At 64.5% G+C, this 25,127-nt stretch carries 15 protein-coding genes and 1 riboswitch; of the genes, 8 read left to right on the top strand and 7 right to left on the bottom strand.

From position 1 onward, the window contains the following. Nucleotides 1-169: 169 nt before the first annotated feature. Nucleotides 170-1,783: a tetratricopeptide repeat-containing sulfotransferase family protein gene (locus BUA26_RS08470; RefSeq protein ID WP_072759498.1), complete on the top strand. Its 1,614-nt coding sequence runs from the start codon at nucleotides 170-172 to the stop codon at nucleotides 1,781-1,783. A gap of 203 nt (nucleotides 1,784-1,986) precedes the next feature. Here BUA26_RS08470 and BUA26_RS08465 read toward each other — a convergent pair whose 3' ends face one another. Beyond that, entirely contained in the window at nucleotides 1,987-5,055 is a 3,069-nt protein-coding gene (locus BUA26_RS08465) for a TonB-dependent receptor (protein WP_255368213.1), read from the bottom strand. Between the two features lie 464 nt (nucleotides 5,056-5,519). Beyond that, nucleotides 5,520-5,754, top strand: a riboswitch (cobalamin riboswitch). 127 nt (nucleotides 5,755-5,881) lie between these two features. On the opposite strand from BUA26_RS08465, the gene btuB reads away from it, so the two are divergent. The 3 genes from btuB to BUA26_RS08450 all read left to right on the top strand — a co-directional run bounded on the left by btuB (nucleotide 5,882) and on the right by BUA26_RS08450 (nucleotide 14,463). Next, nucleotides 5,882-7,732, top strand: coding sequence for a TonB-dependent vitamin B12 receptor (gene btuB, locus BUA26_RS08460; protein WP_072759493.1), 1,851 nt, complete (start codon nucleotides 5,882-5,884; stop codon nucleotides 7,730-7,732). A gap of 172 nt (nucleotides 7,733-7,904) precedes the next feature. Continuing rightward, the gene (locus BUA26_RS08455) at nucleotides 7,905-11,075 is read left to right on the top strand and encodes an efflux RND transporter permease subunit (RefSeq protein ID WP_072759491.1); all 3,171 of its coding nucleotides are present in this window, start codon (nucleotides 7,905-7,907) and stop codon (nucleotides 11,073-11,075) included. Between the two features lie 199 nt (nucleotides 11,076-11,274). Next, on the top strand, nucleotides 11,275-14,463 hold the full coding sequence (locus BUA26_RS08450) for an efflux RND transporter permease subunit (RefSeq protein WP_072759489.1): 3,189 nt from the start codon (nucleotides 11,275-11,277) through the stop codon (nucleotides 14,461-14,463). A gap of 34 nt (nucleotides 14,464-14,497) precedes the next feature. On the opposite strand, the gene BUA26_RS08445 is transcribed toward BUA26_RS08450, so the two are convergent. After that, the gene (locus BUA26_RS08445; RefSeq protein WP_072759487.1) at nucleotides 14,498-15,091 is read right to left on the bottom strand and encodes a DUF2239 family protein; all 594 of its coding nucleotides are present in this window, start codon (nucleotides 15,089-15,091) and stop codon (nucleotides 14,498-14,500) included. A gap of 153 nt (nucleotides 15,092-15,244) precedes the next feature. Between BUA26_RS08445 and BUA26_RS19690 the strand changes: the two genes are divergently transcribed. From BUA26_RS19690 to BUA26_RS08435, 3 genes are all read left to right on the top strand, one after another. Next, on the top strand, nucleotides 15,245-16,639 hold the full coding sequence (locus tag BUA26_RS19690) for a M16 family metallopeptidase (protein WP_255368212.1): 1,395 nt from the start codon (nucleotides 15,245-15,247) through the stop codon (nucleotides 16,637-16,639). An 8-nt stretch (nucleotides 16,640-16,647) separates the two neighbouring features. Beyond that, a complete protein-coding gene (locus BUA26_RS19685) occupies nucleotides 16,648-18,141 on the top strand; it encodes a M16 family metallopeptidase (protein WP_255368211.1) in 1,494 nt (497 codons plus the stop codon). A gap of 188 nt (nucleotides 18,142-18,329) precedes the next feature. Further along, nucleotides 18,330-18,857, top strand: coding sequence for an acyloxyacyl hydrolase (locus BUA26_RS08435; protein WP_072759485.1), 528 nt, complete (start codon nucleotides 18,330-18,332; stop codon nucleotides 18,855-18,857). Nucleotides 18,858-18,878: 21 nt separating this feature from the next. Here BUA26_RS08435 and BUA26_RS08430 read toward each other — a convergent pair whose 3' ends face one another. The 5 genes from BUA26_RS08430 to BUA26_RS08410 all read right to left on the bottom strand — a co-directional run bounded on the left by BUA26_RS08430 (nucleotide 18,879) and on the right by BUA26_RS08410 (nucleotide 23,943). Continuing rightward, nucleotides 18,879-20,408, bottom strand: coding sequence for a DHA2 family efflux MFS transporter permease subunit (locus BUA26_RS08430; RefSeq protein ID WP_072759483.1), 1,530 nt, complete (start codon nucleotides 20,406-20,408; stop codon nucleotides 18,879-18,881). Between the two features lie 18 nt (nucleotides 20,409-20,426). Beyond that, nucleotides 20,427-21,545: an HlyD/EmrA/EmrK family protein gene (locus BUA26_RS08425; protein ID WP_255368246.1), complete on the bottom strand. Its 1,119-nt coding sequence runs from the start codon at nucleotides 21,543-21,545 to the stop codon at nucleotides 20,427-20,429. Between the two features lie 99 nt (nucleotides 21,546-21,644). Then, nucleotides 21,645-23,102 (bottom strand): efflux transporter outer membrane subunit, encoded by a 1,458-nt coding sequence (locus BUA26_RS08420; RefSeq protein WP_072759479.1) that lies wholly within the window; start codon nucleotides 23,100-23,102, stop codon nucleotides 21,645-21,647. A 24-nt stretch (nucleotides 23,103-23,126) separates the two neighbouring features. Further along, a complete protein-coding gene (locus BUA26_RS08415; RefSeq protein WP_072759478.1) occupies nucleotides 23,127-23,603 on the bottom strand; it encodes a MarR family transcriptional regulator in 477 nt (158 codons plus the stop codon). A 52-nt stretch (nucleotides 23,604-23,655) separates the two neighbouring features. Continuing rightward, nucleotides 23,656-23,943: a hypothetical protein gene (locus BUA26_RS08410; protein ID WP_072759476.1), complete on the bottom strand. Its 288-nt coding sequence runs from the start codon at nucleotides 23,941-23,943 to the stop codon at nucleotides 23,656-23,658. Between the two features lie 222 nt (nucleotides 23,944-24,165). On the opposite strand from BUA26_RS08410, the gene BUA26_RS08405 reads away from it, so the two are divergent. Then, complete coding sequence (locus BUA26_RS08405) at nucleotides 24,166-24,984, top strand: AraC family transcriptional regulator (protein WP_072759475.1); 819 nt, start codon at nucleotides 24,166-24,168, stop codon at nucleotides 24,982-24,984. The last annotated feature ends 143 nt before the right edge of the window (nucleotides 24,985-25,127 follow it).

Below are 25,127 nucleotides of genomic sequence, written 5' to 3'. Positions count from 1 at the left end.
CATTTGCATGTGTTGTCCGGTATTCGACGAACGAAGCACGGGCCATGTCGCTAGCCCTTATGCGGTCTCGGGCGATGCTGGCCCGCGCGCAGCTTTGGTCGCGCCCCGGGCAGCATGAAGTACGGCGCGAACGGCTCCTCATTCCCGTCGATCAAGCTACTATCTTCCGATGAATTCACCCGACGTTCGTCCCTCTGCAAGCCGCCTTCGCCAGCAGGCAAAGCTATATATCGATGCGCAGCAGTTCGAGGCTGCGCAGGCGACGCTGGAATCAGTCGTGCAATTGGTGCCACACGATGTCACCGCCTGTATCGAGCTGGCCGATGTGATATTGCAGCGCGGCCAGTTGCGCGCATCGAGTCCTCCGCTGCTGCAGGCGGCGGCCCATCTGCCCAAGGATGCACCGCTGATCATCGGGCTGGTGCAGCGCCTGATGATGCGAGGCGAGATCCTCGCGGCACGCGCATGCCTCGACTTCCTCGCGCAGGCGCCCGCCCCCCCTGCTGACCTGCAAGTCGCGCAGGCGCACCTGCGCTTCACTCTTGGCGAGGTGGGCGTGGCGAAGCGTCTGATGGATGCGGCGATGCGCAGCGGCGCCGACTCGCCTGATGACCATTATCTCTATGCGATGCTGCTGCAGTTCAGCGGCGAGATCGGCCAGGCATGCGAAGTGCTGGAGAAGTGCCTGCAGCGCTGGCCGCGCTTCGGTGATGCAGCCATGGTTCTGGTGAACCTGCGCCGACAGAAGGCAGAGTCCCATCGGCTCGACTTTCTGCAGGAGCAACTGCAGCTGCTGCCGAAAAGCAGCCAGGATCCGGGCGACCGTTTCGTCCGCGCCGAGTTCGAGTACGCGACCTTCAAGACCTTGGACGATCTCGGGCGTCATGAAGAGGCGTGGCCCGCGTTGGCGCGGTGCAACGCCATCATGCATGAACTCAATCCTTACGACGCCGCCGGCGAAGCCGCCATTACCGACGCGCTGATCGGCATGCCCGCTGCGGCCGCCCCTCCAACGGAACGCGCGTTCGAGGGGCCCACCCCGATCTTCATCGTCGGCATGCCTCGCTCGGGTACGACCCTGCTCGACCGCATGCTCTCCAGCCACCCCGAGGTGATTTCCGCTGGCGAAATCATCGATTTCTGGCGCCAGCTGCACTGGGTGGCGGACGTGCCGCCCGCCAAGGCACAAGGCCTGCTGCAGCTCATCCGGCGCAGTCCCGACATCGACTACGCGGAACTGGGCGCGCGCTACCTGCAGCAAACCCAGTGGCGTGCGCAGGGACGGCGCTACTACATCGACAAGCTGCCGGCCAACATCCAGATGGTCGCGTTCATCCGTCGCGCGCTGCCGCATGCGCCCATCCTGCACATGGTCCGCGAGCCGATGGACACCTGCTTTTCCAACTTCAAGGCGATGTTCGGCAACGTCTCACCCTACAGCTATGATCTGCAGGCGCTTGCCCACCATTATGCGCAGTACATGCGCCTGGCTACGCATTGGCGCACCGGCATGCCGGACGCCATGCTCGACGTTCCCTACGCTTCGCTGGTTGGCGATCCCGCCACGACCATGGGTGAAGTGCTCGCCCGCTGCGGGCTAGCAGCGGACGAACGCTGCCTGCGCCCCGAGCTCAATCCCGCGCCAGTAGCCACACCCAGCAGCGCCCAAGTGCGCCAGTCGATCCATACCGGCGGCATCGGTCAATGGAGAAAATACGCGTCCCAGCTGGAGCCGCTGCGGCAGTCGCTCATCGCCCAAGAGGTGCTCGTCCAGTCCGCGTGACCGCTACGGCAAGTCGGCTGCACAGGTATTGGTTTCGCGCAAGACGCAAGTTCCCAGCCGTGATCGCTGGGTTCTCTTTGTGCGCCTCGAACGGCCCGCGCACGAGGACAGCTTGTCGGCTAATCGTTGATCCGGTCCGCGCATAAAAAAACCACCGGCCTCGCGGCCGGTGGTCTTCAGAACGTGTATCTGGATCAGTTAGCTCAGTAGTCGTAGGTCAACGACAAGCGCACCGTGCGCGGCTGCTGGAAGAAGATGCCATCTCCGTAGCTGTTGTTGATGTTAAGAGTGTTCGTCGTGCGGTTGTACGAGCTGTTACCAGCCGGATCGGTCTGCAAAGCCTTCTGCCCGTTCAGAGCGTTGAAGACATCCAGGTTGATCCCGAGCTTGTGGTCAGCGAACGCCGGCGAGTAGTGCACACCGAGGTTGAGCTGCGTGGTCCACGGTGTGTGGCCGATGGTGCCCGCGGGGTAGCGCACGCCATTGCACCAGTGGTAGTTGCCGCTGCCGTAGTTGTTGTAGCCCGACGGATCGCCCGAATGGCCCGGACCGTAATAGGCCGCGCCGGAGCCGCCCGTACCGTAGTAGCCCAGGCACTCCTTCGGATAGCCCGACTGTTCCAGCAGCGTGCCGGACACCAGCCACTCTGGCGTGATCTGGTAGGCGCCACGAACGCGGATCTGGTGCTTGCGGACGTTGGCCAGTTCGCCGTTCGAACCGTCCATCAGCTGCCAGGAATCCCAGTCCTCGGTCTTGGAGACGTCGGCCTGACCGAAGTCGGAGCGCACCTGGCCCTCGGTGTTGCCGAAGCCGCGGGTGAAGGTGTAATCGATGCGAGCCTGCCACTTGCCGTCGAACGGATGTTCCATGTACAGGTTCAGCGAGCCGACCTTGCGCTTGACACCCTGCTGATAGCCCCAATCCTGCTGGGTCATCGGGATCAGGTGGCTCTGGGTGCCGTCGTTCGACTTGATCAACAGGTTGTTGGTCAGGCCCGGGTTGATCAGACGGCAGTAGGACGCGCCGTAGATCGAATCCGAATAAGCACTCGGGTCCAGGCCCATCTTGGCTGCCTTCGCACCGAGCTTGTAGGCGGAGCACTCGTCGTCGATGGCGGTCTTCAGATCACGCCACATCGCCTTGGCGCCGTAGTTCCAGCTGTCGTTGAGCTTCTTGTCGAAGCCGAGGATGAATTCATCCAGATACTCCGCCTTCAGATTGCGGGCGGTGACCTGCTGCGGATCCTTCGGCGCGCCTTTCTCGCCGTCCGGCGAAGTCGTCGGACCCTGCGGTGTCAGGCCGGTCGGAACGCCATTCGCATCGACGCCGGTATAGTTGTAGTTGGTAGTGAGGTAGGTCGAGACGTTCGCCGCACGCTCGGCGGCGTTGTCCGGCAGTGCGAGGTAGTAGCGACCCACGTTGCCGTAGACCTTGAACGACGAGTCACCATTCACGTCCCAGCTGGCACCGATGCGCGGCTCCCACTGGTTCTTCAAGTCGACGAACGCTGTGCCGCGGTCGTTGTAGTTGGTGAAATGGTCGTTGCGGACGCCGATATCCAGCAGGAGGTTGGGCATGACCTGCCAGTCGTCCTGCAGATAGTAGGCCTTCTGGGTCGTCCGCATGCTGGTCTGCCAGCCAATCTCGCGCTGCTGTACGGTGGTGTGGGAGATGTAGCGCCAGTAGTAATTCAGCGACGGGTTGAACGGGTTCTGCTGATTCGGACCCTGGTTCTGGGCCGAGTAGGTCATGTTGTCGATACCGACGGCCAGGTCGTGGGTGCCCAGCTTGTAGTCGAAGTCGGCGCGCAGACCGTGGGTGCCGTTGGTCGCGTTGTTCGAGGACCAGCTGGTGTTGGTCTGGGCGTTGTTGATACCGAACGTGCCCGTACCCGGCGGCAGGAAGGCCGGATTCTCGTTTTGCGGACGGGAGATGAACGGCAGCGGGCTCTGGTTGCCGTAGATCGTCGGATTCTGGAACTTGCCCTTGCCGTACAAGACGCTCAGCGTGGCGGCGTCAGTGATATAGCTGGTGAAGTGGGCCAGGTAGAACTGGGAATTGTCCTTGGTCACGTCGTTCGCGGTGGAGAACGCGCCCGCCTTCAACGTGGTGTAGTCGAACTTATAGGTCGAGCCCGCGCCGGTGCGCTGCTCATTTTTCAGCGCCGTCAGTTCCAGGATGTTGCTGTCGGTGATGTTCCAGTCCAACTTGCCGTAGAACTTGGTGTTCTTGTCGGTGTTGTACTGGACGAGGTGGCTGGCCGCGACTTCTACATTGTTGGACTGCGTCTTGGTGGTCTCGCCTGCCAGGAACATGAACAGCTTGTCCTTGATCAGCGGGCCGCCCAAGTAGGCTGAGTAGATCGTCTCCCACTCTTTGTTGTCGTTGCGGAACTGGTGCAACGTGCCCGGCAGGCTCGGAGTTTCGTACGCGTAATTGACCTGGCTGGTCGACGCCGGAACGGTCGGATGACCGTAATAGTTGTTGACCGGGTTCCCCTCGAGGAATCGCGGCTGCCAAGCCACCTGGCCGCCGAAATGCCATTCGTTGGTGCCGCGCTTGCCGATCTGGTTGATCACGCCGCCGTCGGAACGGCCGTACTTGGCGTTATAGCCGCCGGTGAGCGTTTCCTGCTGATCGATCGCGCCGTAGGGCAGCTGGAAGCCGCCCAGGTTCTTGTACGGTTCGCCGGTGTTGTAGCCGTTCACGTAATAGGCGTTCTCGGTCACGCTGGAGCCGCCGAACGAGACCAGGGAGTGATTGCCCGGGCCGTTGAAGAAGCCGCTGCCGGAGGCAGTACCCGGCGCCAGCAGCGCGATGGACTCGGCGTTGCGACCAACCGGCAGCTTCTGCAGGTCAGCTGCCGTGATGACGGTGCTGGAATTGACGCTGGAGACGTCGATGGACGGCAGAGCATTGGCCTGCACGGTCACTGCGCCGAGCGATGTCGCACCGGCCGCACCGGCCGCGGCGGCGAACGAGACCGAAGCGCCGGCACCCGGCGACAACGCCACGTCCTTGCGCGAGTCGATGACGGCGCCATCTTTCTTGAGCGAGACCGTATAGACGCCAACCGGCAGGTTGCTGATCTGATAACGGCCCGAGCTGTCGACGGCGACTTCGCGGCTCTGGCCGGATGTGCCGGTTGCGACGACGGTTTCGCCGGAGGCCGCTGGTGCCTGACCAAAGATGGAGCCGGTGGTGGACTGAGCCATGGCGACGCCGCCCAGGCTCACGCTCAGTGCCAAGGCGAGCGCGGTGTGGCGCCACATTGGGTTACGGTTTTTATTGTGACTGCTCATTTGAGATGAATCTCCCCATCAGTGTTGAAGGCCCAAGGGCCGAGTGACGTAACTCGATCAATGCGACGAAACAGCAGGCCGAATGCATGCTGGCAGTCGATTATTTTTTGCTTAGGCAGATAGCCTCACCTTGGTCAGGCAGATGCCTTAATCCGTCGCTTTAACTACCCGCGACAGATGACTTCTCGCGATTTGTGATCTGGACCATAAAACGGCGTAAATGCCGCCGTCAACAAAATTTTTATGAATTATCGGCGATTAGTAAGAAGTTACGATTTCCCTCTCCGCAACAGCAATAGCTTGCGATTATTGTTCCTATAAAAGCCTTTTTTTGTGCAAGCTTTTAAAGCGCATCCATCGTTAGAACAATGACGCCGAAGCCGATAACGCGCTTTTTAACGCAATCGCTAGATTGCGCGGTCCTCGGGTCGAAGCTAAAGTGGCGCGGTTCAGGTGTCCTGCTGGGTGATCACCCAGGGGATGAAACGGGAAGCCGGTGCGTGGTGCGTTCGTCGCACTGCAAGGCCGGCGCTGCCCCCGCAACGGTAAGCGAGATTCACGAACGGCGGACGCCACTGTGCATAGCACGGGAAGGCGCCGTTCGGGGCATGCGGTTCACCCGCACGCCACTCGCGAGCCCGGAGACCGGCCCGAACGATTCCTGGTGGCTCGCGGTGGGCGAGGCCGAACCACGTGTGTGGCGTTTCCGCCTGCCCGTCGTTCCGTCTTTCCTCCCGTCGGTTGCCAGCTCATTGAACGATGGCGCCGTGCGCGGGTGTGCGGCCGAGGAACCAACATGAAGAAGTCTTTGCTGGCAGCGGCGCTGCTCAGTTGCACGATGGCGGCGCAGGCTGCCGATCAAGGCGATGCCAACACGCTCAGCCCGGTGATCGTCACCGCCACGCGCACCGCGATCACCGCCGACGAGGCGCTGTCATCGGTCACCGTGATCACTCGTGCCGACATCGAGCGGCTGCAGCCGCTGTCGGTGCAGGATCTGCTGACCGGTCTGCCGGGCGTGAGTTTCGCCAATGCAGGCGGCATCGGGCAGCAGACCTCGCTGTTCATGCGCGGCACCAACTCGTCGCACACGCTGGTGCTGATCGACGGCGTGCGGATCGGCTCGGTCGGCAACGGCCTGCCCGCGTTCGAGCAGCTGCCGGTCGAACAGATCGAGCGCATCGAGGTCGTGCGCGGTCCGCGTTCGAGCTTGTACGGTGCCGACGCCATCGGCGGCGTGATCCAGATATTCACCCGGCATGGCTCGCGCGATGGCGGCTTGGTGCCCTCATTCAGCGTGACCACCGGCAGCGATAATCTGCTGCGCGGCCAGGCCGGTCTGGCCGGCGGCAGCGAGCACGCCTGGTACAACCTCAGTGTGGGTGCGCAACACACGCGCGGCATCAACGCCTGCCGCATCGGCGCCGCTGAAGCATTCGCCGGCTGCTTCGCCGACGAGCCCGACCAGGACGCTTACAGCAACAAGAATCTCAGCGCCAACGGCGGTTACCGCTGGGACAACGGCGTGCAACTGACCGGCAACTGGCTGCGCAGCCTTGGCGAGATTCATTTCGACGGCAGTTACCAGAACCGCAGCCGCACCGTGCAGCAGGTTGCCGGCTCCGCGCTCAGCTTCAACTTGCTGCAGGCGTGGAAGACCACGCTGAGCGTGGGCCAGAACCTGGATCGCTACGACAACTACGAGAACCAGGATTTCGTCGGCTACATCTATTCGCGGCGCAATCAGGCGTCGTGGCAGAACGATGTCAGCCTGGCCGAGAACCAGCTGCTGACGTTGGGCGTCGACTGGCAGGGCGAGCACATCGACAGCGACACCGGCTTCCTCGCTACCCGCCGCCATGACACCGGTAGTTTCGTGCAATACCAGGGCACGTTCGGCCGCAACGAAGTGCAGCTGTCGGCGCGGCGCGACGACAACAGCCAGTTCGGCGGCCACAACACCGGCGCGGTCGCCTGGGGCTACCATTTCGACCACGACCTACGGCTATCGGCGAGTTACGGCAGCGCGTTCCACGCGCCGACCTTCAACGACCTGTATTACCCCTACGGCAGCGGCAATCCGGATCTGAAGCCGGAGAAATCGCGCAGCGCCGAACTGGGCCTGAGCCAGCAGCTGGATATGTGGAACTGGGCGGTGAACGCTTATCAGACCCGCATCGACCAGTTGATCGCGCTGGACAGCAATTACTTCCCGTCCAACCTCAGCAAGGCACGCATTCGCGGTGTGGAAGGCCAGCTGGGCGTGAATCTCGATGGCTGGCAGCTGCAGGGCTATCTGACCTGGCTGCAACCGCAGAACCGGGACGGCGGTCCGAACAACGGCAACGTGCTGCCGCGCCGGCCCGAGCACACCGCGCGGGTGGACCTGGATCGTCGCTTCGGCGCCATCGGTATCGGCGCCACGGTCTACGCGGCGGGCCGCAGCTACGATGATGTGGCCAATCGGCATCCACTGGCCGGGTATTCCACGACCGACCTGCGCGCCAGCTACCACTTCGCGCCGGACTGGCAGGTCGAGGCTCGGCTGGCGAATGCCTTCGGCCGCCACTACGAGACCGTGTACTACTTCAATCAACCCGGTCGCAGCGTGTTCCTGACCTTGCGTTACAGCCCCGCCATGCGCTGAGTCCGATACCCGCATGCAGGAACCCGGTCGCAGGGTTCCTGCATGCGGGTGGACTTCAGGCACATACGAAGGATCGCGACTGCTGGCATAACGTCGGCATGGATGGAACGCCCGCGACGGCTCTGGCCGAATTCCCGGCTCTCCCGTTACGCTTGCGCGTCAGGGAGGCCGCTTGAATATCTTCGCACCGTTGGTCCGCCGGCCCGTCGGCACCTCATTGCTTGCGCTCGGGTTGATGCTGGCAGGACTGTGGTCCTACCTGTTGCTGGGCGTGGCGGCGTTTCCGTCGATCGAGCTTCCCGGCGTGGTGGTGTTTGCGCAGATGCCGGGCGCCAGCGCGCAGACCATGGCCACGACCGTGGTGGCACCGCTGGAACGCCATCTCGGGCGCATCGCCGGGGTCCAGCGGATGTCCTCCACCGCCAGCGAGGGCGGTGCGCAGATCCAGGTCATCTTCAACACGGGCCGCAGTCCCGACAAGGCCGCGCGCGACGTGCAGGCGGCGATCAATGCGGCGGCGCCGGATCTGCCGACCAACCTGCCTCCGCCCGGATACTTCAAGTTCGACACCTCGCAGATTCCGGTGCTGCTGGTATCGCTGACCTCCACCAGCCTGCCGCCGGATCAGCTGTACGACCTCACCGACACCTTGCTCAAGCCCGCGGTGGCGCAGATCCCCGGCGTGGCGCAGATACAGGTCTCCGGCGGCACGCCGCATGCGGTGCGCATCGTGCTGAACACCGGTGCGCTGGTGGGCATGGGCATCACCGCCAACGACGTGGCGAATACGCTGCGCGCCGCCAATGTCACTTCGCCGCAGGGCACGCTCAGCAACGGCGCCACCCGCATGACGGTGAGCGCCAACGACGTGCTGCATACGGCACAGGATTTTGCCGCGCTGGTGGTCGCCAGCCACAACGGCGTGCCGGTGCGGCTGGCCGACGTAGCGACCATCAGCAGCGGCCAGGAAGACAAATACGCTGCGGCATGGTTCAACGGCCAGCGTGCGGTGGTGATGCAAATCAACAAGCGGCCGGAGGCCAACGCGGTGGCCACGGTGATGGCGATCCGCGCGCGATTGCCCGAGCTGCGCGGACTGTTGCCTGCCGACGCGACGATCACGCCGATCTTCGACTTCACGCCGACCACCTTGTCTGCGCTGCACGAAGTGGAGGTGGCGCTGCTGATGGGCATCGTGATGGTGGCGCTGGTGATGCTGGTGTTCCTGCGCCGGCTGCGGCCCACCGTGATCGCGATGTTCAGCGTGCCGTTGTCGCTGGCCGGCGCGTTCGTGGCGATGTGGATGTTCGGCTTCACCCTCAACATTTTCTCGCTGGTGGCGCTGGTGCTCTGCGTGGGCTTCGTGGTGGACGACGCGATCGTGGTGATCGAGAACATCGTGCGCCACATGGAGCGCGGCGAGACGCCGCTGCAGGCGTCGCTCAACGGCGTGCGCGAGATCGGCTTCACGGTGATTTCGATCACGCTGTCGCTGATCGCCGTGTTCGGACCGATGGTGTTCGGCAACAACGTATTCACCTTATTGATGCGCGAATTCTCGGTGACCCTGATCGCCACCATCGTGATCTCTGCGCTGGTCTCGCTGTCGTTGACCCCGGCGCTGTGCGGTGGCTGGTTGGCGCACGAGCCGGAGGGCACACGCACCCCGGGCCGGCTTGAGCGTATCGCCGAGCGCTTCGACAGCGGAATGCTGCGCGTTTACGGGCGGGCGCTGGACTGGGCGATGCACCATCGACGCATCATGCGCTGGCAGCCGCTGATTCTGCTGGTGCTCACCATCGGCCTGGCCGTGGCGGTGGCGATGACGGCGGGCGGCGGCGTGATGCCCAAGGAAGACAGCGGTTTGCTGGTAGTCAACATCACCGCCGACGCCAATATCTCGCCCATCCTGCTGGCCAAGCGCACGCAGGAGGTGGCAGCGAAGATCCAGGCCGACCCGGCAGTCGGCGACGTTTCCGCTTTCCTCGGCGGCAACAACGGCGGCGGTGCGGTCGGCAACCAGTCCAGCCTGTTCGTGGACTTGAAGCCGCTCGGCGACCAGCCGGGCGACCGCCACGTTGCAGCGCAAGCGGTGGTCGACCGGCTGGACAAGTACTTCAAGAACGTGCCGGACCTGGAGGTGTCGCTCACGGTCAACCAGTTCATTGGCGGCGGCTCGGGCGGTGGCGGCAAGGGACAGTATTCGTTCCAGCTCAACAGCCTCGACGGCACCTCGTTGCAGCAGCCCACTCTGAAACTGGCACGCGTGATGCGCGGCATGCGGCAATTCCGCGACGTCAGCACCGACTTCGACAGCATCGGCAAACAGCAGATGCTGCAGGTGGATCGCAACGCGGCTGCGCGATTGCACGTGAGCCAGGCCCAGGTCGACGAAGCGCTGGCCGATGCGTTCGGCCAGACCACGGTCTCCACCATCTATTCGGACATCAATCAGTACCACGTGGTGATCACTGCCAGCAGCGCCGAGTCGCTGAGTCCGGCCACCCTGCTCAATACCTATGTGCGCAATACGCAGGGGAAGATGATCCCGCTGTCCGCGCTGGCAACGATCCGGCCGCATATCGCGCCAGCCACCATCAGCCACTACGACCAGCTCGAATCGGCTGCGATCAACTACAACCTCGCCAAAGGCATCACCCAGGCAGAAGGTCTGAGGCTGGTCGACCAGGCGATGTTCGCCGCGCAGCTGCCATCAGGCGTGCAGAAGAAATATTCCGGCGACAACCAGAACCTGGTCGACATGTTGAACAACGCGCTGATCATGCTGCTGGCGGTGATCCTGGTGATGTACGTGGTGCTGGGTGTCTTGTACGAGAGCCTGATCCACCCGCTGACCATCCTCTCGACTCTGCCGGCCGCCGGGATGGGCGCGTTCCTGGCGATGCTGGTCACGCATACCCAGCTGACCGTGATGTCAGTGATTGCGGTGCTGATGTTGATCGGCATCGTCAAGAAGAACGCGATCCTGATGGTCGACTTCGCATTGGTCGCCGAGCGCGACCACGGCATGTCCGCACCCGCGGCTATCCGCGAGGCGGCGCTGGTGCGCTTCCGCCCGATCACCATGACCACCCTGGTGGCGATGGGCGCGGCGCTGCCGTTGGCGATCGGTTTCGGATACGGCTCGGAGATGCGCCAGCCTCTGGGCATCGCCATCCTCGGCGGCCTGTTCGTGTCGCAGCTGCTGACCTTGCTGAGCACGCCGGCGATCTATCTGTGGCAGTACGACCGCCAGCAGCGCAAAGCCGCGCGCCGGCAGTTGCGTGCCCAGATCCGGCGCCAGCAGGCGCTGCAGCAACAGATGCCCGCGCTGCCGAAATAGCCACGTCGCCGGTGCCTGCCTGCCACCCCTGTCTTCCGACACGGTGTGGACTTCAGGCACATACGTTGGCGCGCGCCGGCTGGCATAAAGCCGGCATGAACGGAACTCTCGCCTTGTCCCCGCCGGTTTCGTGCGCGTCGAACGCGTACGTGCTGCGCGTGCCGTTTCTGGCGTCATACTTGTCGGCCACGGAAACGCCATGAATATTTTCGCACCTCTGATCCGCCGCCCGGTCGGTACCTCGCTGCTTGCCCTCGGCCTGATCCTGGCCGGAGCATGGGCGTACATGCTGCTCGGCGTCGCCGCACTGCCGTCGCTGGATTTCCCCGGCGTCTACGTGGTGGCCAGCCAGCCGGGCGCGAGTGCGCAGACCATGGCCAACACCGTGCTGGCGCCGCTGGAGCGGCATCTGGGCCGAATTCCCGGCATAGACGACATGTACGGCAACGCCAGTGAGGGTTCCGCCTCGGTGATGGTGCGTTTCACCATGAGCCGCACTGCCGACAGCGCCGCGCGCGACGTACAGGCAGCGATCAACGCGGCCGCGGTCGACCTGCCGACGGGGATGCCGTCGCCGCCGCAGTACTTCAAGTTCGATACCTCGCAGATCCCGATCCTGTTCCTCACGTTGACGTCGACCGGATTGCCGCAGGATCAGCTGTTCGACCTGGCCGACACTTTGCTCAAGCCGGCCGTGGCGCAGATTGACGGCGTCGCACAGGTGCAGGTGTTCGGCGGCACGCCGCATGCGGTGCGCATCGAGCTGGACAACAACGCGCTGGCGGCCAAGGGGCTTACCGCGAACGACGTCGCCAACGCGCTGCGCGCGGCCAACGTCACCTCGCCGCAGGGCACGCTGAGCGACGGCCGCACGCAGATGACGGTGACCGCCAGCGACAGCCTGCACGAGCCGGCCGAGTTCGCCCGCCTGCTGATCTCGGTGAAGAACGGCACGCCGGTACGCCTGTCCGATGTGGCCAAGGTCTACGGCGGCCAGCAGGATCAATATCAGGCGGCGTGGTTCGATACCAAGCAGACCGGCAGCGCGCGTACGGTCGGCCTGCAGATCTCCAAGCGACCGGAGGCGAATGCGGTGGCCACGGTGGAGGCGATCCGCGCCAAGCTGCCGCAGCTGCGCGCGTCGCTGCCGTCGAACATCACCATGACGCCGGTGTTCGACCTCACCCAGACCACCAAGTCGGCGCTGCATGAAGTGCAAGTGGCGCTGCTGATCTCGATCGCGATGGTGGTGCTGGTGATGCTGGTATTCCTGCGCCGGCTGCGGCCGACCCTGATCGCCACGCTGAGCGTGCCGCTGTCGCTGGCCGGTGCGTTCGTGGTGATGTGGACGCTGGGCTACACACTCAACACCTTGTCGCTGGTAGCGCTGGTGCTGTGCATCGGCTTCGTGGTGGACGACGCGATCGTGGTGATCGAGAACATTGTGCGCCACATGGAGCGCGGCGAGACGCCGCTGCAGGCATCGCTGACCGGCGTCGGCGAGATCGGCTTCACGGTGGTCTCGATAACGCTGTCGCTGGTGGCGGTGTTCGCGCCGCTGCTGTTCGGCAACAACATGCTGGTCATGCTGCTGCGCGAGTTCTCGGTGACGCTGACCGCGGCAGTGGTGATCTCGGCGCTGGTCTCGCTGACGCTGACCCCGGCGCTGTGCGCCCACCTGTTGCGGCACGAGCCGGTCGACCGCAAGCCGCCGGGGCGGATCGAGCAGGCGGTGGAGAATTTCGACCGCAACCTGCTGCGCATCTACGAGCGCGCGCTGGACTGGGCGATGCATCACCGGCGCATCATGCGCTGGCAGCCGCTGACCTTGCTGATCCTTACCTTCGCCCTGGGCTTTGCTGTGGCGAAGACCGCGGGCGGCACTTTCATGCCGGACGAGGACACCGGCCAGCTGCAGGTCGACATCAGCTCCGACGCCAACATCTCGCCGCAGCAGATGACCGAACGCACGCTGGCGGTAGCGAAGATCATGCTGGCCGATCCGGCGGTGCTCGACCAGCTGACCATGCTCGGCAGAAATGGCGGCGGCGACGGTAGCGCAGTCGGCAACAACGCGCAGATGTTCGTCGACCTGAAGCCGCACGGCAACGGTCCGGGTCAGCGCAAGGAAGGCATCAAGCAAGTGGTCGAGCGGCTCGCGAAGCATTATGACCTGCTGCCCCACGTGAAGGTCTCGGTCAGCGCCGCGCAGTTTCTCGGCGGTGGCGGCAGCGGCGACAACGGCGGCCAGTACGAATTCCAGCTGATCAGCACCAACGGCGACGACCTGCAGCCGTGGGCGCTGAAGATGGTGCGGCAGATGCGCGCGATCAAGGAATTCCGCGACGTCGGCAGCAATTTCGACCAGGTCGGCAAGCAGCAGCTCCTGAAGATCGACCGCGAGGCCGCCGGACGCCTGCATGTCGGCATCGGCACGATCGATTCGGCGCTGTACAACTCGTTCGGCCAACGCCAGGTGTCGCAGATCTATTCCGACATCAACCAGTATTCGGTGGTGCTGACGGTCAACCCGGCGCAAAGCGTGAGCCCGCAGTCGCTGCTGAACGTGCGTGTGCGCAACGATCAGGGCAAGATGATCCCGCTGTCCGCGCTGGCGACCATCGAGCCGAACAGCAGCCCGATCCGGGTGCGCCACCACAACCAGCTGCAGGCGGCCACGATCAGCTACAACCTGGCCAAGGACGTGCCGCAGGATCGTGGCGTCAAGCTGGTCGAGCAGGCGGCTTATGCGACGGGTCTGCCGGCCGGCGTCAAGGTCGATTACACCGGTGCCAACCAGCGCCTGCAGCAGATGCAGTCCAACGGCATGGTGCTGCTGTTCGGCTCGATCATCGCGATGTACATCGTGCTCGGCATCCTCTACGAGAGCCTGGGTCATCCGCTGACGATTCTCTCCACCTTGCCGGCCGCGGGTGCCGGCGCGTTCCTGGCGATGCTGGTGACGCAGACGCAGATCTCGATGATGGCGATCATCGCGATCCTGATGCTGATCGGCATCGTCAAGAAAAACGCGATCCTGATGGTCGACTTCGCGTTGGTCGCCGAGCGCGAGCGGGGATTGTCCGCGCCCGAAGCGATTCGCGAAGCGGCGCTGGTGCGCTTCCGCCCGATCACCATGACCACCCTGGTGGCGATGGGTGCGGCGCTGCCATTGGCGATCGGCTTCGGCATCGGCTCGGAAATGCGCCAGCCGCTGGGCATCGCCATCGTCGGCGGCCTGCTGGTGTCGCAGCTGCTGACCTTGCTGAGTACGCCGGCGATCTACCTGTGGAACTACGACCGCAAGATCCGCAAGGCCGCAAGGCAAGCTCGCCGTGCGGAGAAGAAGCGGCTCAGGGCGCTGGGCGGGCAGCAGACCGCGTCCTGATCTGCCCGCGTGGTGCGAGTGTCGGCGAGAGCGATCAGCTGGCCGCCATGTCGTCCCAGGCTGTGGCGGCCAACCGGCGCAGATGATCGCGCACGTCGCGCGGCCACGGTTCGGTCAGCGCGATGAAACGCTCGCGCTCATGCCGGTAGAACGCGCGCGACGCTTCTTCGTGCTGGCTGAGGTCACCGGTCATCGCGAGCATGAAACGATCGACCGACTCCTGCGCAAGCCGTGCGCGATCCTTCGCACCATGATTGCGCATGGACTGTTCGACCAGCCGCCGCAACACCGCCGAAGCGCCGCCGGGCTGGCTGGACAACCAGTCCCAATGTCGGGGCAACAAGGTCACCTCGCGCGGCGTCACCCCCAGCTTCGGTCGGCCGGGGCCGCGTGCGGCAGGCTCCGGCGCGGCTTCGCCCTGCGGCAATCGCGCCAGCACTTGCGCGATCGTGCCGCGAAAATCGATCTCTATCTGGCGACTGCTTTGATCGTCGAAAATCAGCAACGGCCCGTGCGCTCCCGCATCCAGCGCCTGCTTGGTTGCGCGCACCACCTCGACCAATGGGCCGCTGGCAATCAGGCGCTGGTGGTCGAACGCGCTGCAGTTAGGTGGGTTGGACTGGCTCACTTTATTTTACCCGGATGAAATAATGAGCGAATTCTACCCGGATTAAATGGCCCGTCAAGGGCGGAGCCAAAACCCACACGGTGGCCCGGAAGCCACGCGCCAGCGCTTTCGTCGACTTGCTATGGTTGGCCTTTCACCTGAAGGATTGAAGGGATGACCATGCGTCTGCGTCCGACCGCCTTGCTGGCTTCACTCGCCTTGTTCGCCGTGACGGCGTTGTCGCCGCCGCTGGCTGCGGCCGAACTGAGCATTCCGTCGATCCAGTACCACCAGCGCACCTTGCCGAACGGCTTGCAGGTGTTGAGTGTGGAGAATCACGACAGCCCGACGGTGTCGGTGCAGATGTGGTACCACGTCGGTTCCAAGGACGATCCGCAGGGTCGCTCCGGCTTCGCGCATCTGTTCGAGCATCTGATGTTCAAAAGCACGAAACACATGCACGCCGAGCAGTTCGACCGGCTGACCGAAGACGTCGGCGGTTCCAACAACGCGTCTACCGGGGACGACGTCACCAACTACTTCGAGATCGTGCCCAGCAACTACCTGCAGACCTTGCTGTGGGCCGAGGCCGAACGGCTGTCCAACCTCAACGTGGACGAGAAGAATTTCAAGTCCGAGCGCGCGGTGGTGGAGGAGGAGTACCGCCAGAGCGTACTGGCCAATCCATACGGCAAGCTGTTCAACGCCATCGATCCACACTCGTACACGGTGCATCCATACCAGCGGCCGACCATCGGCAGCATCGAGGATCTGGAAGCGGCTTCGCTGCAGAACGTGATCGATTTCCACAACACCTTTTACCGGCCGGACAACGCCACCTTGATCGTCTCCGGTGATTTCGATCCGAAGCAGCTCGACGCCTGGGTCGATCAGTACTTTGGCTGGATTCCGAAACCGGCCACGGCGGTGCCGCAGGTCGCCGCGCAAGAGCCGGTGCGCAAGAGGGATATGCGCTACACCGTCACCAGCGAGACGGCGCCCTTGCCCGCGGTGGCGATCACCTGGTTGATCCCGCCCGCCGCCGACAGTGCCGACAGCATTCCGCTGCAGGTCGCCGCCGCGCTGCTGTCGCAAGGCGATTCGTCGCGGTTGTACCAGTCGCTGGTGTATCGCCATCAGGTCGCCCAGCAAGTCGGCGCCGACGCCGACGGCCGGGTCGGCCCGGGTCTGTTCATCGCCTACGCGATCCTCGCCAGCGGTCACGCGCCGGCTGCCGCAGAGAAACTGCTGCACGAGGAGATCATCTGGCTGGCGACCCAGCCGATACCGGCCACCGAACTCGACAAGGTGAAAACCCAGCTGCTGACCAGCGAGCTGAAACAACGCCAGACTGCGCAGGGCATCGCGTTCGCGCTGGGCCAGGCGAGTCTGATCGACGGCAATCCGGAACACGTCAACACCGATCTGGCCGCGCTGCAGAACGTCAGCGAGAACGACGTCCATCGGGTACTGCAGAAGTACGTCATCGGTGCGCACAGCGTCACCATCGATTATCTGCCACAGGCCGCCACGTCCGCATCGGCCGCAGGCAAGGGAGCAGCGAAATGAGCCGTCACGTGAAAGTAATTCGTCTGGCCGTCTTTATGGCCATGCTGATGACCGCCGTTGGCGCGTCGACCGCGATGGCTTCCGCCGCTGATTTCCCTGCCACGCCGCCGGCTCCCGGCCCGGCGCCGAAACTGAGCGTGCCCACGCCATCCACACAGACGCTGGCGAACGGCCTGCAAGTGATCAGCGTGCGCCGCGCCGGCTTGCCGCTGGTCACCGCCCAGCTGGTGTTGCATGGCGGCGGCGAGATGGATCCGCCACAGCTGGCCGGCCTGGCCGACCTCACCGCGAACCTGCTGAGCAAAGGTGCCGCCGGCAAGACCGCGCCGCAGATCGCCGCCGCCGTCGAAGCGTTGGGCGGGTCCTTGAGCGCCGCCGCCGGCTGGGATCAAAGCGCGGTGGGCGTCACCGTGACCACGCCGAAATTGCCGCAGGCACTGGGCCTGCTCGCCGAGGTGGCGCGCCAGCCGGACTTCAGTGCGGCCGAGCTGAAGCGGGCCCAGGCACAGGCGATCGACGATCTGCGCTTGTCGCTGAGCCGGCCGACCGCACTGGCCTCGCTTGCGGTTGGTCGCAGCGTGTTCGGCGACGGCGCCTATGGCCATTCGCGCAGCGGCACGCCGGCGTCGATCGCGCGGATCCGCCGCAATGACGTGCAGCATCTGCATGACGCACTGTACCGGCCGGACAACGCGATCCTGATCCTGACCGGCGATGTCACGCCGGAGCAGGCGCAGCAGCTGGCGCAGAACAGTTTCGGCGACTGGCGGAAACCGGCTGCGCCACTGCCGCCGCGGCCGGTGGGCATGGCTGCCAGCCACGTGCCGGCGATCCTGCTGATCGATCAGCATGGCGCCGGCCAGGCTGGCGTGGTCGTCGCGCATGCGGCGCCGCCGCGCAACGATGCCGACTACTACGTCGGCATCGTTGCCAACGCGGTGCTCGGCGGTTCGTATTCCGCGCGCCTCAACGAAGAGATCCGCATCAAGCGCGGGCTGTCCTATGGCGCCAGCAGCCGGCTGCAGGCACTGGGCGATGCCGGGATGTGGCTGGCCGCCGCGCAGACCAAGAACCCCTCGGCGCCGCAAGTGGTGGAGCTGGTGCTGGGCGAGTTCAAGCAGCTCGGCAGCGCACGCGTTTCCGCGGACGAACTGGCGGCGCGCAAGGCGACCTTGATCGGTAGCTATGGCAACAGTCTGGAAACCACCGCCGGCCTCGCCGAGCAGGTCGGCGAGCTGGCCATCCATGGCGTCAAGCTGGAGCAGATCGGCAAATACATCGAGCAAGTGCAAGCAGTCACGCCGAAGCAGATCGAAAAGTACGCGGCAAAACATCTGGATGCCGATGGCAGCAAGGTCGTGGTGGTCGGTGATGCCGCGCAGTTCGGCGCGGCGATACACCAGGCGCATCCCCATGCAGTGCTGCTGGAATCGAGCGCGCTCGATCTGGACAGCACCAGTCTGCAACCAGCGGCTGCCGCGTCGAAAATCATCGCTCGCTAAACCGGCAGCTTCACCGTTCCGAGGGAATAGCCCCGGCAGATACCGCGGGGATTTTTGCAGGCTACGCGCATGCCGAAGAAACATAGTGTTTCCGCCACACGATCGGCGGGCTTCACCTGTGCGCGACATCGTTTAGTAAACTATGGGGTACACAAACCAACCGCTCCCTATCTCTTATAGGTCTCTCCATGCGTTTGCCTTCCCGTGCGTCCCTCGTTCTGCTCGCGTTACCCCTTGTCGCGCTCGCCTTTCCCGCCGCCGCCGCTCGTCTGGAAATCCAGGGCGGCCGGACTTACATGGACAGCTATGCGGCGAATACCGTGTTTGCCGAAGGCGTGTTCGACGAACACCGCCTCGGCGATACCCGCTTCAGCTGGTCTCCGGACGTTTCATTGGGCTGGCTCGATGGCCGCAACATCGCCCGTTTCGATGGCGGCCGTTACACCACGCGCGACCAGATCTGGCTGGTCGCAGGTGGGGCGCGTCTCCACTATGGCGATGCCGGCGACTGGTATCGACCGCTGTTTCTCAGCTTCCAGCCAGCCTTGCATACCGGCCGCACGCAGGCATTGAGCACGCCTTACGAATTCGTCAGCACGCTGGGCTGGCAGGGGCGGCGCTTCAGCCTGCAGGTCCGGCACATTTCCAACGGCAATCTGCACCACCCCAACCGCGGCGAAACCATGGCTCTGGTGGGCGTGGCCTTCAATCCCTAGATTGCGATTGCGGCGGCGGCGTCAATGTCCGCCGCCGGCGGCCGGGCCGGCTTTCGCGCTGAATGGCGGCCGGGCCAGCCAGATCACGAACACCAGTCCGATGAACACCCAGCCCAGCGCGTGGAACACCTCGTTGAACGAGATCTGGTAGCCCTGCTGGGTGATCATGTCGTTGATCACGCTGGCGCCGGCCTGCGGGTTGCCCTGGCCGATCTGGCTGATCGCCGTCTGCGAAGTCGAGCTGTAGGCGGTGATGTGTTCGGCCAGTTGTTCGTGATGGCTCACTGCCCGACGTTCCCATAGCAACGTGGTCAGGGAGGCGGAGAAGCTGCCGCCGAGCGTGCGCAGGAACGTAGCCAGGCCGGAGCCGGCGGCAATTTCGTTCTGTTGCAGGTCCGAAAGCAGAATGGTCAGGATCGGCATGAAAAACAGCGCCACGCCCAGGCCCTGGATCAGCTGCACCATCGCCACGTGGTAGAAGTCGATGCCGATGAAGAAGTCCGCGCGCATGAAGCAGGTCAGTCCCATCACCACGAACGCCACCGACGCCAGCAGACGCAGGTCGAATCGGGCGGCGTACTTGCCCACGAAGAAGGTCAGCAGTACCGGGATCACGCCTAGCGGCGCGGTGGCGTAACCGGCCCAGGTCGAGGTGTAGCCGAGATTGCGCTGCAGCCACAGCGGCACCAGCAGGCCGATCGCGAAGAACGCCGCGTAGGCGAGGATCAGGGCGATCGTGCCGGCGGTGAAGTTGCGGTGGCGGAACAATTTCAGGTTGACGATCGGATCCTTGTCGGTCAGCTCCCAGATCAGGAAGATCGCGATGCCGATCGCCGAGACGACACTGGTGACGATGATGAAGGTGGAGTTGAACCAGTCCTCGTCATTGCCCTTGTCCAGCACGATCTGCAGTGCGCCGACGCCGACGATCAAGGTGATCAGGCCGACATAGTCGACCTTCGGGCGCTCGGTCTTCTCGACCTTACCGCGCAGCTGGTTCGCCACCACCATGCTGGCGAAGATGCCGATCGGCACGTTGATGAAGAAGATCCACGGCCACGAGTAATTGTCGGTAATCAGGCCGCCGAGGATCGGGCCGGCGATCGGCGCCACCACGGTCACCATCGCCAGCAGTGCCAGCGCCATGCCGCGCTTGGCTGGCGGATAGATGCTGATCAGCAAGCTCTGCGTGATCGGATACATCGGTCCGGCCACCGCGCCCTGCAGCGCGCGGAACACGATCAGCATGCCCATGCTCTGCGAGACGCCGCACAGGAACGACGTCAGCGCAAACAGCAGGGTAGACCAGACGAACAGCTTCACCTCACCGAAGCGACGGGTCAGAAAGCCGGTCAGCGGCAGCGAGATCGCCATGCTCACCGCGAACGAGGTGATCACCCAGGTGCTCTGGTTGCTGCTGACGCCGAGGTTGCCCGCGATCGTCGGCAACGAGACGTTGGCGATCGTGGTGTCCAGCACCTGCATGAAGGTCGCCAGCGACAGACCGATCGTGCTGAGTGCCAGATTGGGTGGGCGGAATTGGGCGGTCATCGGTATCGGTCGTTGGGATTATTTGCTGCTGGCCATGTTGGCGTGGACGATGCGGATGATCGCCGCGTCGGCCTTGGCCAGCTGCTGCTTGTATACGTCGGTGCTGAAGGCCGGCTGGGTCGGCGACTGCTGCGCCAGCGTCTGGCCGCTCTGGTCATGCAGGCTGACATCGACAGTCAGCGACATGCCCAGGCGAAGCGGATGCTTGTCCAGCTGGGTCGGGTCGTCGAACACGATGCGCACCGGGATGCGCTGCACGATCTTGATCCAGTTGCCGGTGGCGTTCTGCGCCGGCAGCAGCGAGAACGCACTGCCGGTACCGACGCCGAGGCTCTCTACCTTGCCCTTGTATTTCACTTTGCCGCCGTAGACATCGGACTCGATCTCCACCGGCTGGCCCAATCGCATCCCGGTGAGCTGGGTTTCCTTGAAGTTCGCATCCACCCACACGCCGTGCAGCGGCACCACCGCCATCAAGGCAGCGCCCGGCTGCACGCGCTGACCGACCTGTACCGAACGTTTGGCCACATAGCCGTCCACCGGCGCGACCAGGGTGGCGCGCGCATCGTCGAGGAACGCCGCACGCAGACGCGCCGCCGCAACCTGCACGTCCGGATGCGAAGCCACCACGGTATCGTCGACCAGCACCTTGCTGGTCTCATACGTCTGCTGCGAGACGATCAGGCCGCTCTCGGCGCTGGTCAATGCGTCGCTGGCATGCGCCAGTTCCTCGGCCGAGATCGCGCCGGACTTGGCCAGCGCGACGCGGCGGTTGTAATCGGCACGGGCCTTGTCCACGGCGGTCTTGCGTGCGGCCACGTCGGCCTGCGCGCCGTTGACGCTGGAATACAGGCCGCGCACCTTGCGCACAGTGTTGGCTAGATTCGCCTTCGCCTCGGCCAGCGCCACATCGGCGTCGCTGGGGTCGAGCTGCACCAGCACGTCGCCGGCGTGCACCAGGTCGCCGTCATCGGCACCGATGCTGACCACGGTGCCTGGCACCTGCGGCGTGATCTGCACCACGTTGCCGTTGACGTAGGCATCGTCGGTACCTTCGTACCAGCGGCCATCGAGGAAGTACCAAAGCGCCCAGCCGACGACGGCGAGCAATACGACGATGGCGAGTACGCGCAGCATCAATCCGCGCGAGTTCTTTTTGGGTGGCGGGGCGACCGGCGTGCTCACGGTCGTGGTGCCGCTCGGATCGGGAATGGTCTGGCTGGACATGGGGCTGCCTCAGGAACGCGAAGAGTGGGGAGACGGGGAAGGCATCGGCACCCCGGCCTGCGGCTGGAAGCCGCCGCCGAGGGCCTGAATCAATTGAACGGAAAGATCGACCTGCTTCGCCTGCAGCGCGGCGATGCCGCGGTTGGCGGTGAGCAATTGCTGGCGCACCACGAGTGCTTCGAGATAGCTGCCGATGCCGGCCTTGTAGCGTTGCAGCGCCAGCTCCCAGGCCTGCTGCGCCGCGTCCTGCGCGCGCTGTTGCGCGGCGAGCTGGTCCTGCACCGATTGCAGCGCCGACAACTCGTCGGCGACCTGGTTCAGCGCGCCGACCAGGGTCTGGTTGTACTGCGCCACGGCGAGGTCGTACTGCGCATCCTTGCCGGACAGGTTTGCGCGCAACTTGCCGCCATCGAAGATCGGCAGGCTGAGCGACGGTCCGAACTGGTAGAAGCGGGACGGCAGCGTGAGCGGGTTACCGCCGCCCATGCTGATCACGCCGGCCAACGCACCGATGCTGATGTTCGGCATGAATTCGGTTTTCGCCACCTTGATGTCCTTGGCCGAAGCCTCGACACGCCAGCGAGCGGCGACCAGATCGGCGCGGTGGCCGAGCAGATCGACCGGCAGATGGGTCGGTACCGCCAGCTCGGCGGGTTTCAGCAGTTGCGGCCGGGCGATCTCAAGCCCGCGATCCGGACCCTTGCCCAGCAGCACCGACAGCGACGAGCGCGCCGCGTCGACCGCACGCTTGGCCAGCGCCGCGTCCTCCTCGGCAGTAGCCACTTCGGCGTCGCTCTGCTTCAGCTGGATCTGGTTGTCGATGCCGCCGGCGACGCGCTGGCGAGTCAGCTCGCGCGACTGGCTTGCGCGCTGCAGTTCGCCTGCCGCCAGATCCTGCTGGATGAACGCGTAGCCGAGTTGGACGTAGGCGCGGGCGACGTTGCCGGAAAGTTCGATGCGTGCGGCGCGGGCATCGACCTCGGCCGCATGCGCCTGGCCGACTGCGGCTTCCCACGCGGCACGCTTGCCGCCCCACAGATCGAGGTCCCACTTGAAGCTGGCGTAGCCGTACTTGGCCATCTCGAAATGCGCCTTGTCGCCGAGCAGCGCGGCCGGCGGCCGGGCGCCAGCGACTGCGGCGCCCCCGTTTACGCTGGGGCCGCGGGCGGCATCGGCGACACCCGCTTCGGCCTGCGCCGCGCGGGCACGCGCATCGGCAATGCCAAGGCCAGGATTGTCCTTCAGCGCCTCAGCGATCAGCGTATCGAGTTGCGTATCGCCCAGCCCGGTCCACCAGTCCGTGGCCGGCCATGCGGCGGGCGACACGTTGACGCCGGCGAGGCTGCGCTGGGTCTTCAGGGTGGCGGGGTCGATCGGCGTGCCGTCCGGATGCACGCCGCCGCTGCTGACGCAGCCGGCCAGTGCGAAGGTCAGTACGGTGGCAGCCGCAAGTAGTTGCAGACGCATGGGATGAGGTCCAGGGATATGGGTTCAGTTCTTGTCGCGGAGCGCTTGCAACATGCGCTCCAGGTAGTCGTGCAGCTGCGCCTGCTCGGCAGGATTCATCGAGCGCTGCGCCGCGGCCATCACGCGCTCGCTGCAGACGGACGCGGTGTTCTGCCAGACCGTGCTGCCCGCTTCGGTGAGTTCGATGCGCAGCGCGCGGCGATCCTGTTCGTGCGGCGAACGACGCAGATAACCCTTGCGTTCCAGCTGATCCAGCTGGCGTGTCATCGCACCGCCATCCAGCTCCACCGAACGGGCTAGTTCCGTGGCCGACACCGGACCGAGCTGCTGCGACTTTTTGAGGATCAGGTACTGGGTGAAGCTGAGATCCAGGCCTTGGCTGGCAAGCGCGGCCTCGATCGCACGCACTATCTCGGAGCGCACCATGGTGATCAGCATCCCCAGGCTCGGCGCATGGGGCTCGTTGGTGACTGAGGTCTGGGTGGGATCGTTCTGATTCATGCCGGGCATTCTATTGCCCAAAATATATTTGTCAAGGCAAATATATGTCTGTTTATGTTTGTTCCAGCAAAATTTTGGGCCGCGGGTGCTTCAATGCGGTTTCCAGGCCGTCCAGTTCGTCTGTCAGCCACGCGCGCAGAGCCGGGTCGCGCAACTCGAACAGCTCGAATACGCCCAAGGCTCGTAACGCGGGTAATTGGGCCAGCAGCCGCGGCTCCATGGCGCGGCGCACCTGCTCGGGGGTGGCCGGATCCAGCATCTGGTGGGCGCAGACAACAAAGGTTTCCAGCGGGGAGACCGTCGGTTTGGGCTTCATGGAAAGCAGCTCGATCGGTGACATGGGGGTCATCCTCGGTTCGGAACGCGGCGATGCACGGGCAACTGCAGCAAGGACGCGCGAACAGTGCGCGGTGTGACCGCGAGCGCACATCCGCGACATCGACGGAGGCCGCAAGCGGCGGCAGTGGCGGGTGCCAGAACGTGGTCGGGGTACGCGAAAGCATAAGCATGGTCACAGGCAAGCTGATAACGTTATTTGGTCAATTTATGTCGAGAACTGGCCATGACGTCCTCCAAGCAGCAGCAGGTCCACGAACTGATCGAGCAGGTCGGCGGCCCGGGGCTGATCGCCTACAGGATCGAGCGTGAAGCCGCCAGCGAATACGGCGAGGAAACCCACACCTATGACTGGCACCGGCATCTGCGCGGGCAGTTCTTCTGCGTAGAGAGCGGCCTCGTCCACGTACACACCGAACACGGCTCGTGGATGTTGCCGCCGCACCGTGCCGGCTGGATGCCGCCGGGCGAACTCCACACGGTCAGCATCAGCGGGGTGATGAGCGGCTGGGGTGTATTCATCACGCCGGACATCGACCACGGCCTGCCCGAGCACCCTTGCGTGATCGGGGTCAGCGAGCTGATGTGCGCACTGGTGCGCCGCGCCAGCTCGTGGACCTGGCACGAACGGCTGGACGCGGAGCAGGATCGGGTGATGGCGGTGTTGTTGGACGAGATGCGTCGCGCACCGCACGAACCGCTGCATCTGCCGATGCCGCTCGACCGCCGGCTGCTGCGCGTCGCCCAGGCCGTGCTCGAACAGCCGCACGACAACCGCAGCCTGGAGGACTGGGCCACCTGTGCCGGACTATCGGCACGCAGCCTGAGCCGGTTGTTCCGCGCCGAGACCGCGCTGAGCTTCGCGCAATGGCGCCAGCAGGCACGGCTCAGCCGGGCGTTGGAACAGCTGGCCGAAGGCGAACCGGTTGCCACCGTCGCCGACGCGCTCGGCTACGCCAGCGTCAGTGCCTTCGTGGCGATGTTCCGGCGCAGCTTCGGGCAGTCGCCGGGACGCTACTTCGCGCTGCGTCCATCGCCGGCCTGAAACACCGCACCATCCGCGTGGCGGTTCCGTCGTGGCCGGATCAGGCGTCGTCGCCCAACGTCTCCCCCGGGACCAAACTACCGAATCGACATGATGCAGCTGCCGATCGCGCAGAGGTGATAATCCCCACGTCCGTATTCACA

It is taken from the genome of Rhodanobacter sp. OK091, assembly GCF_900142825.1.
GTDB lineage: Bacteria > Pseudomonadota > Gammaproteobacteria > Xanthomonadales > Rhodanobacteraceae > Rhodanobacter.
The sequence above is the reverse complement of the archived record's forward strand: the minus strand, read 5'-3'. Positions and strand labels throughout refer to the sequence as shown.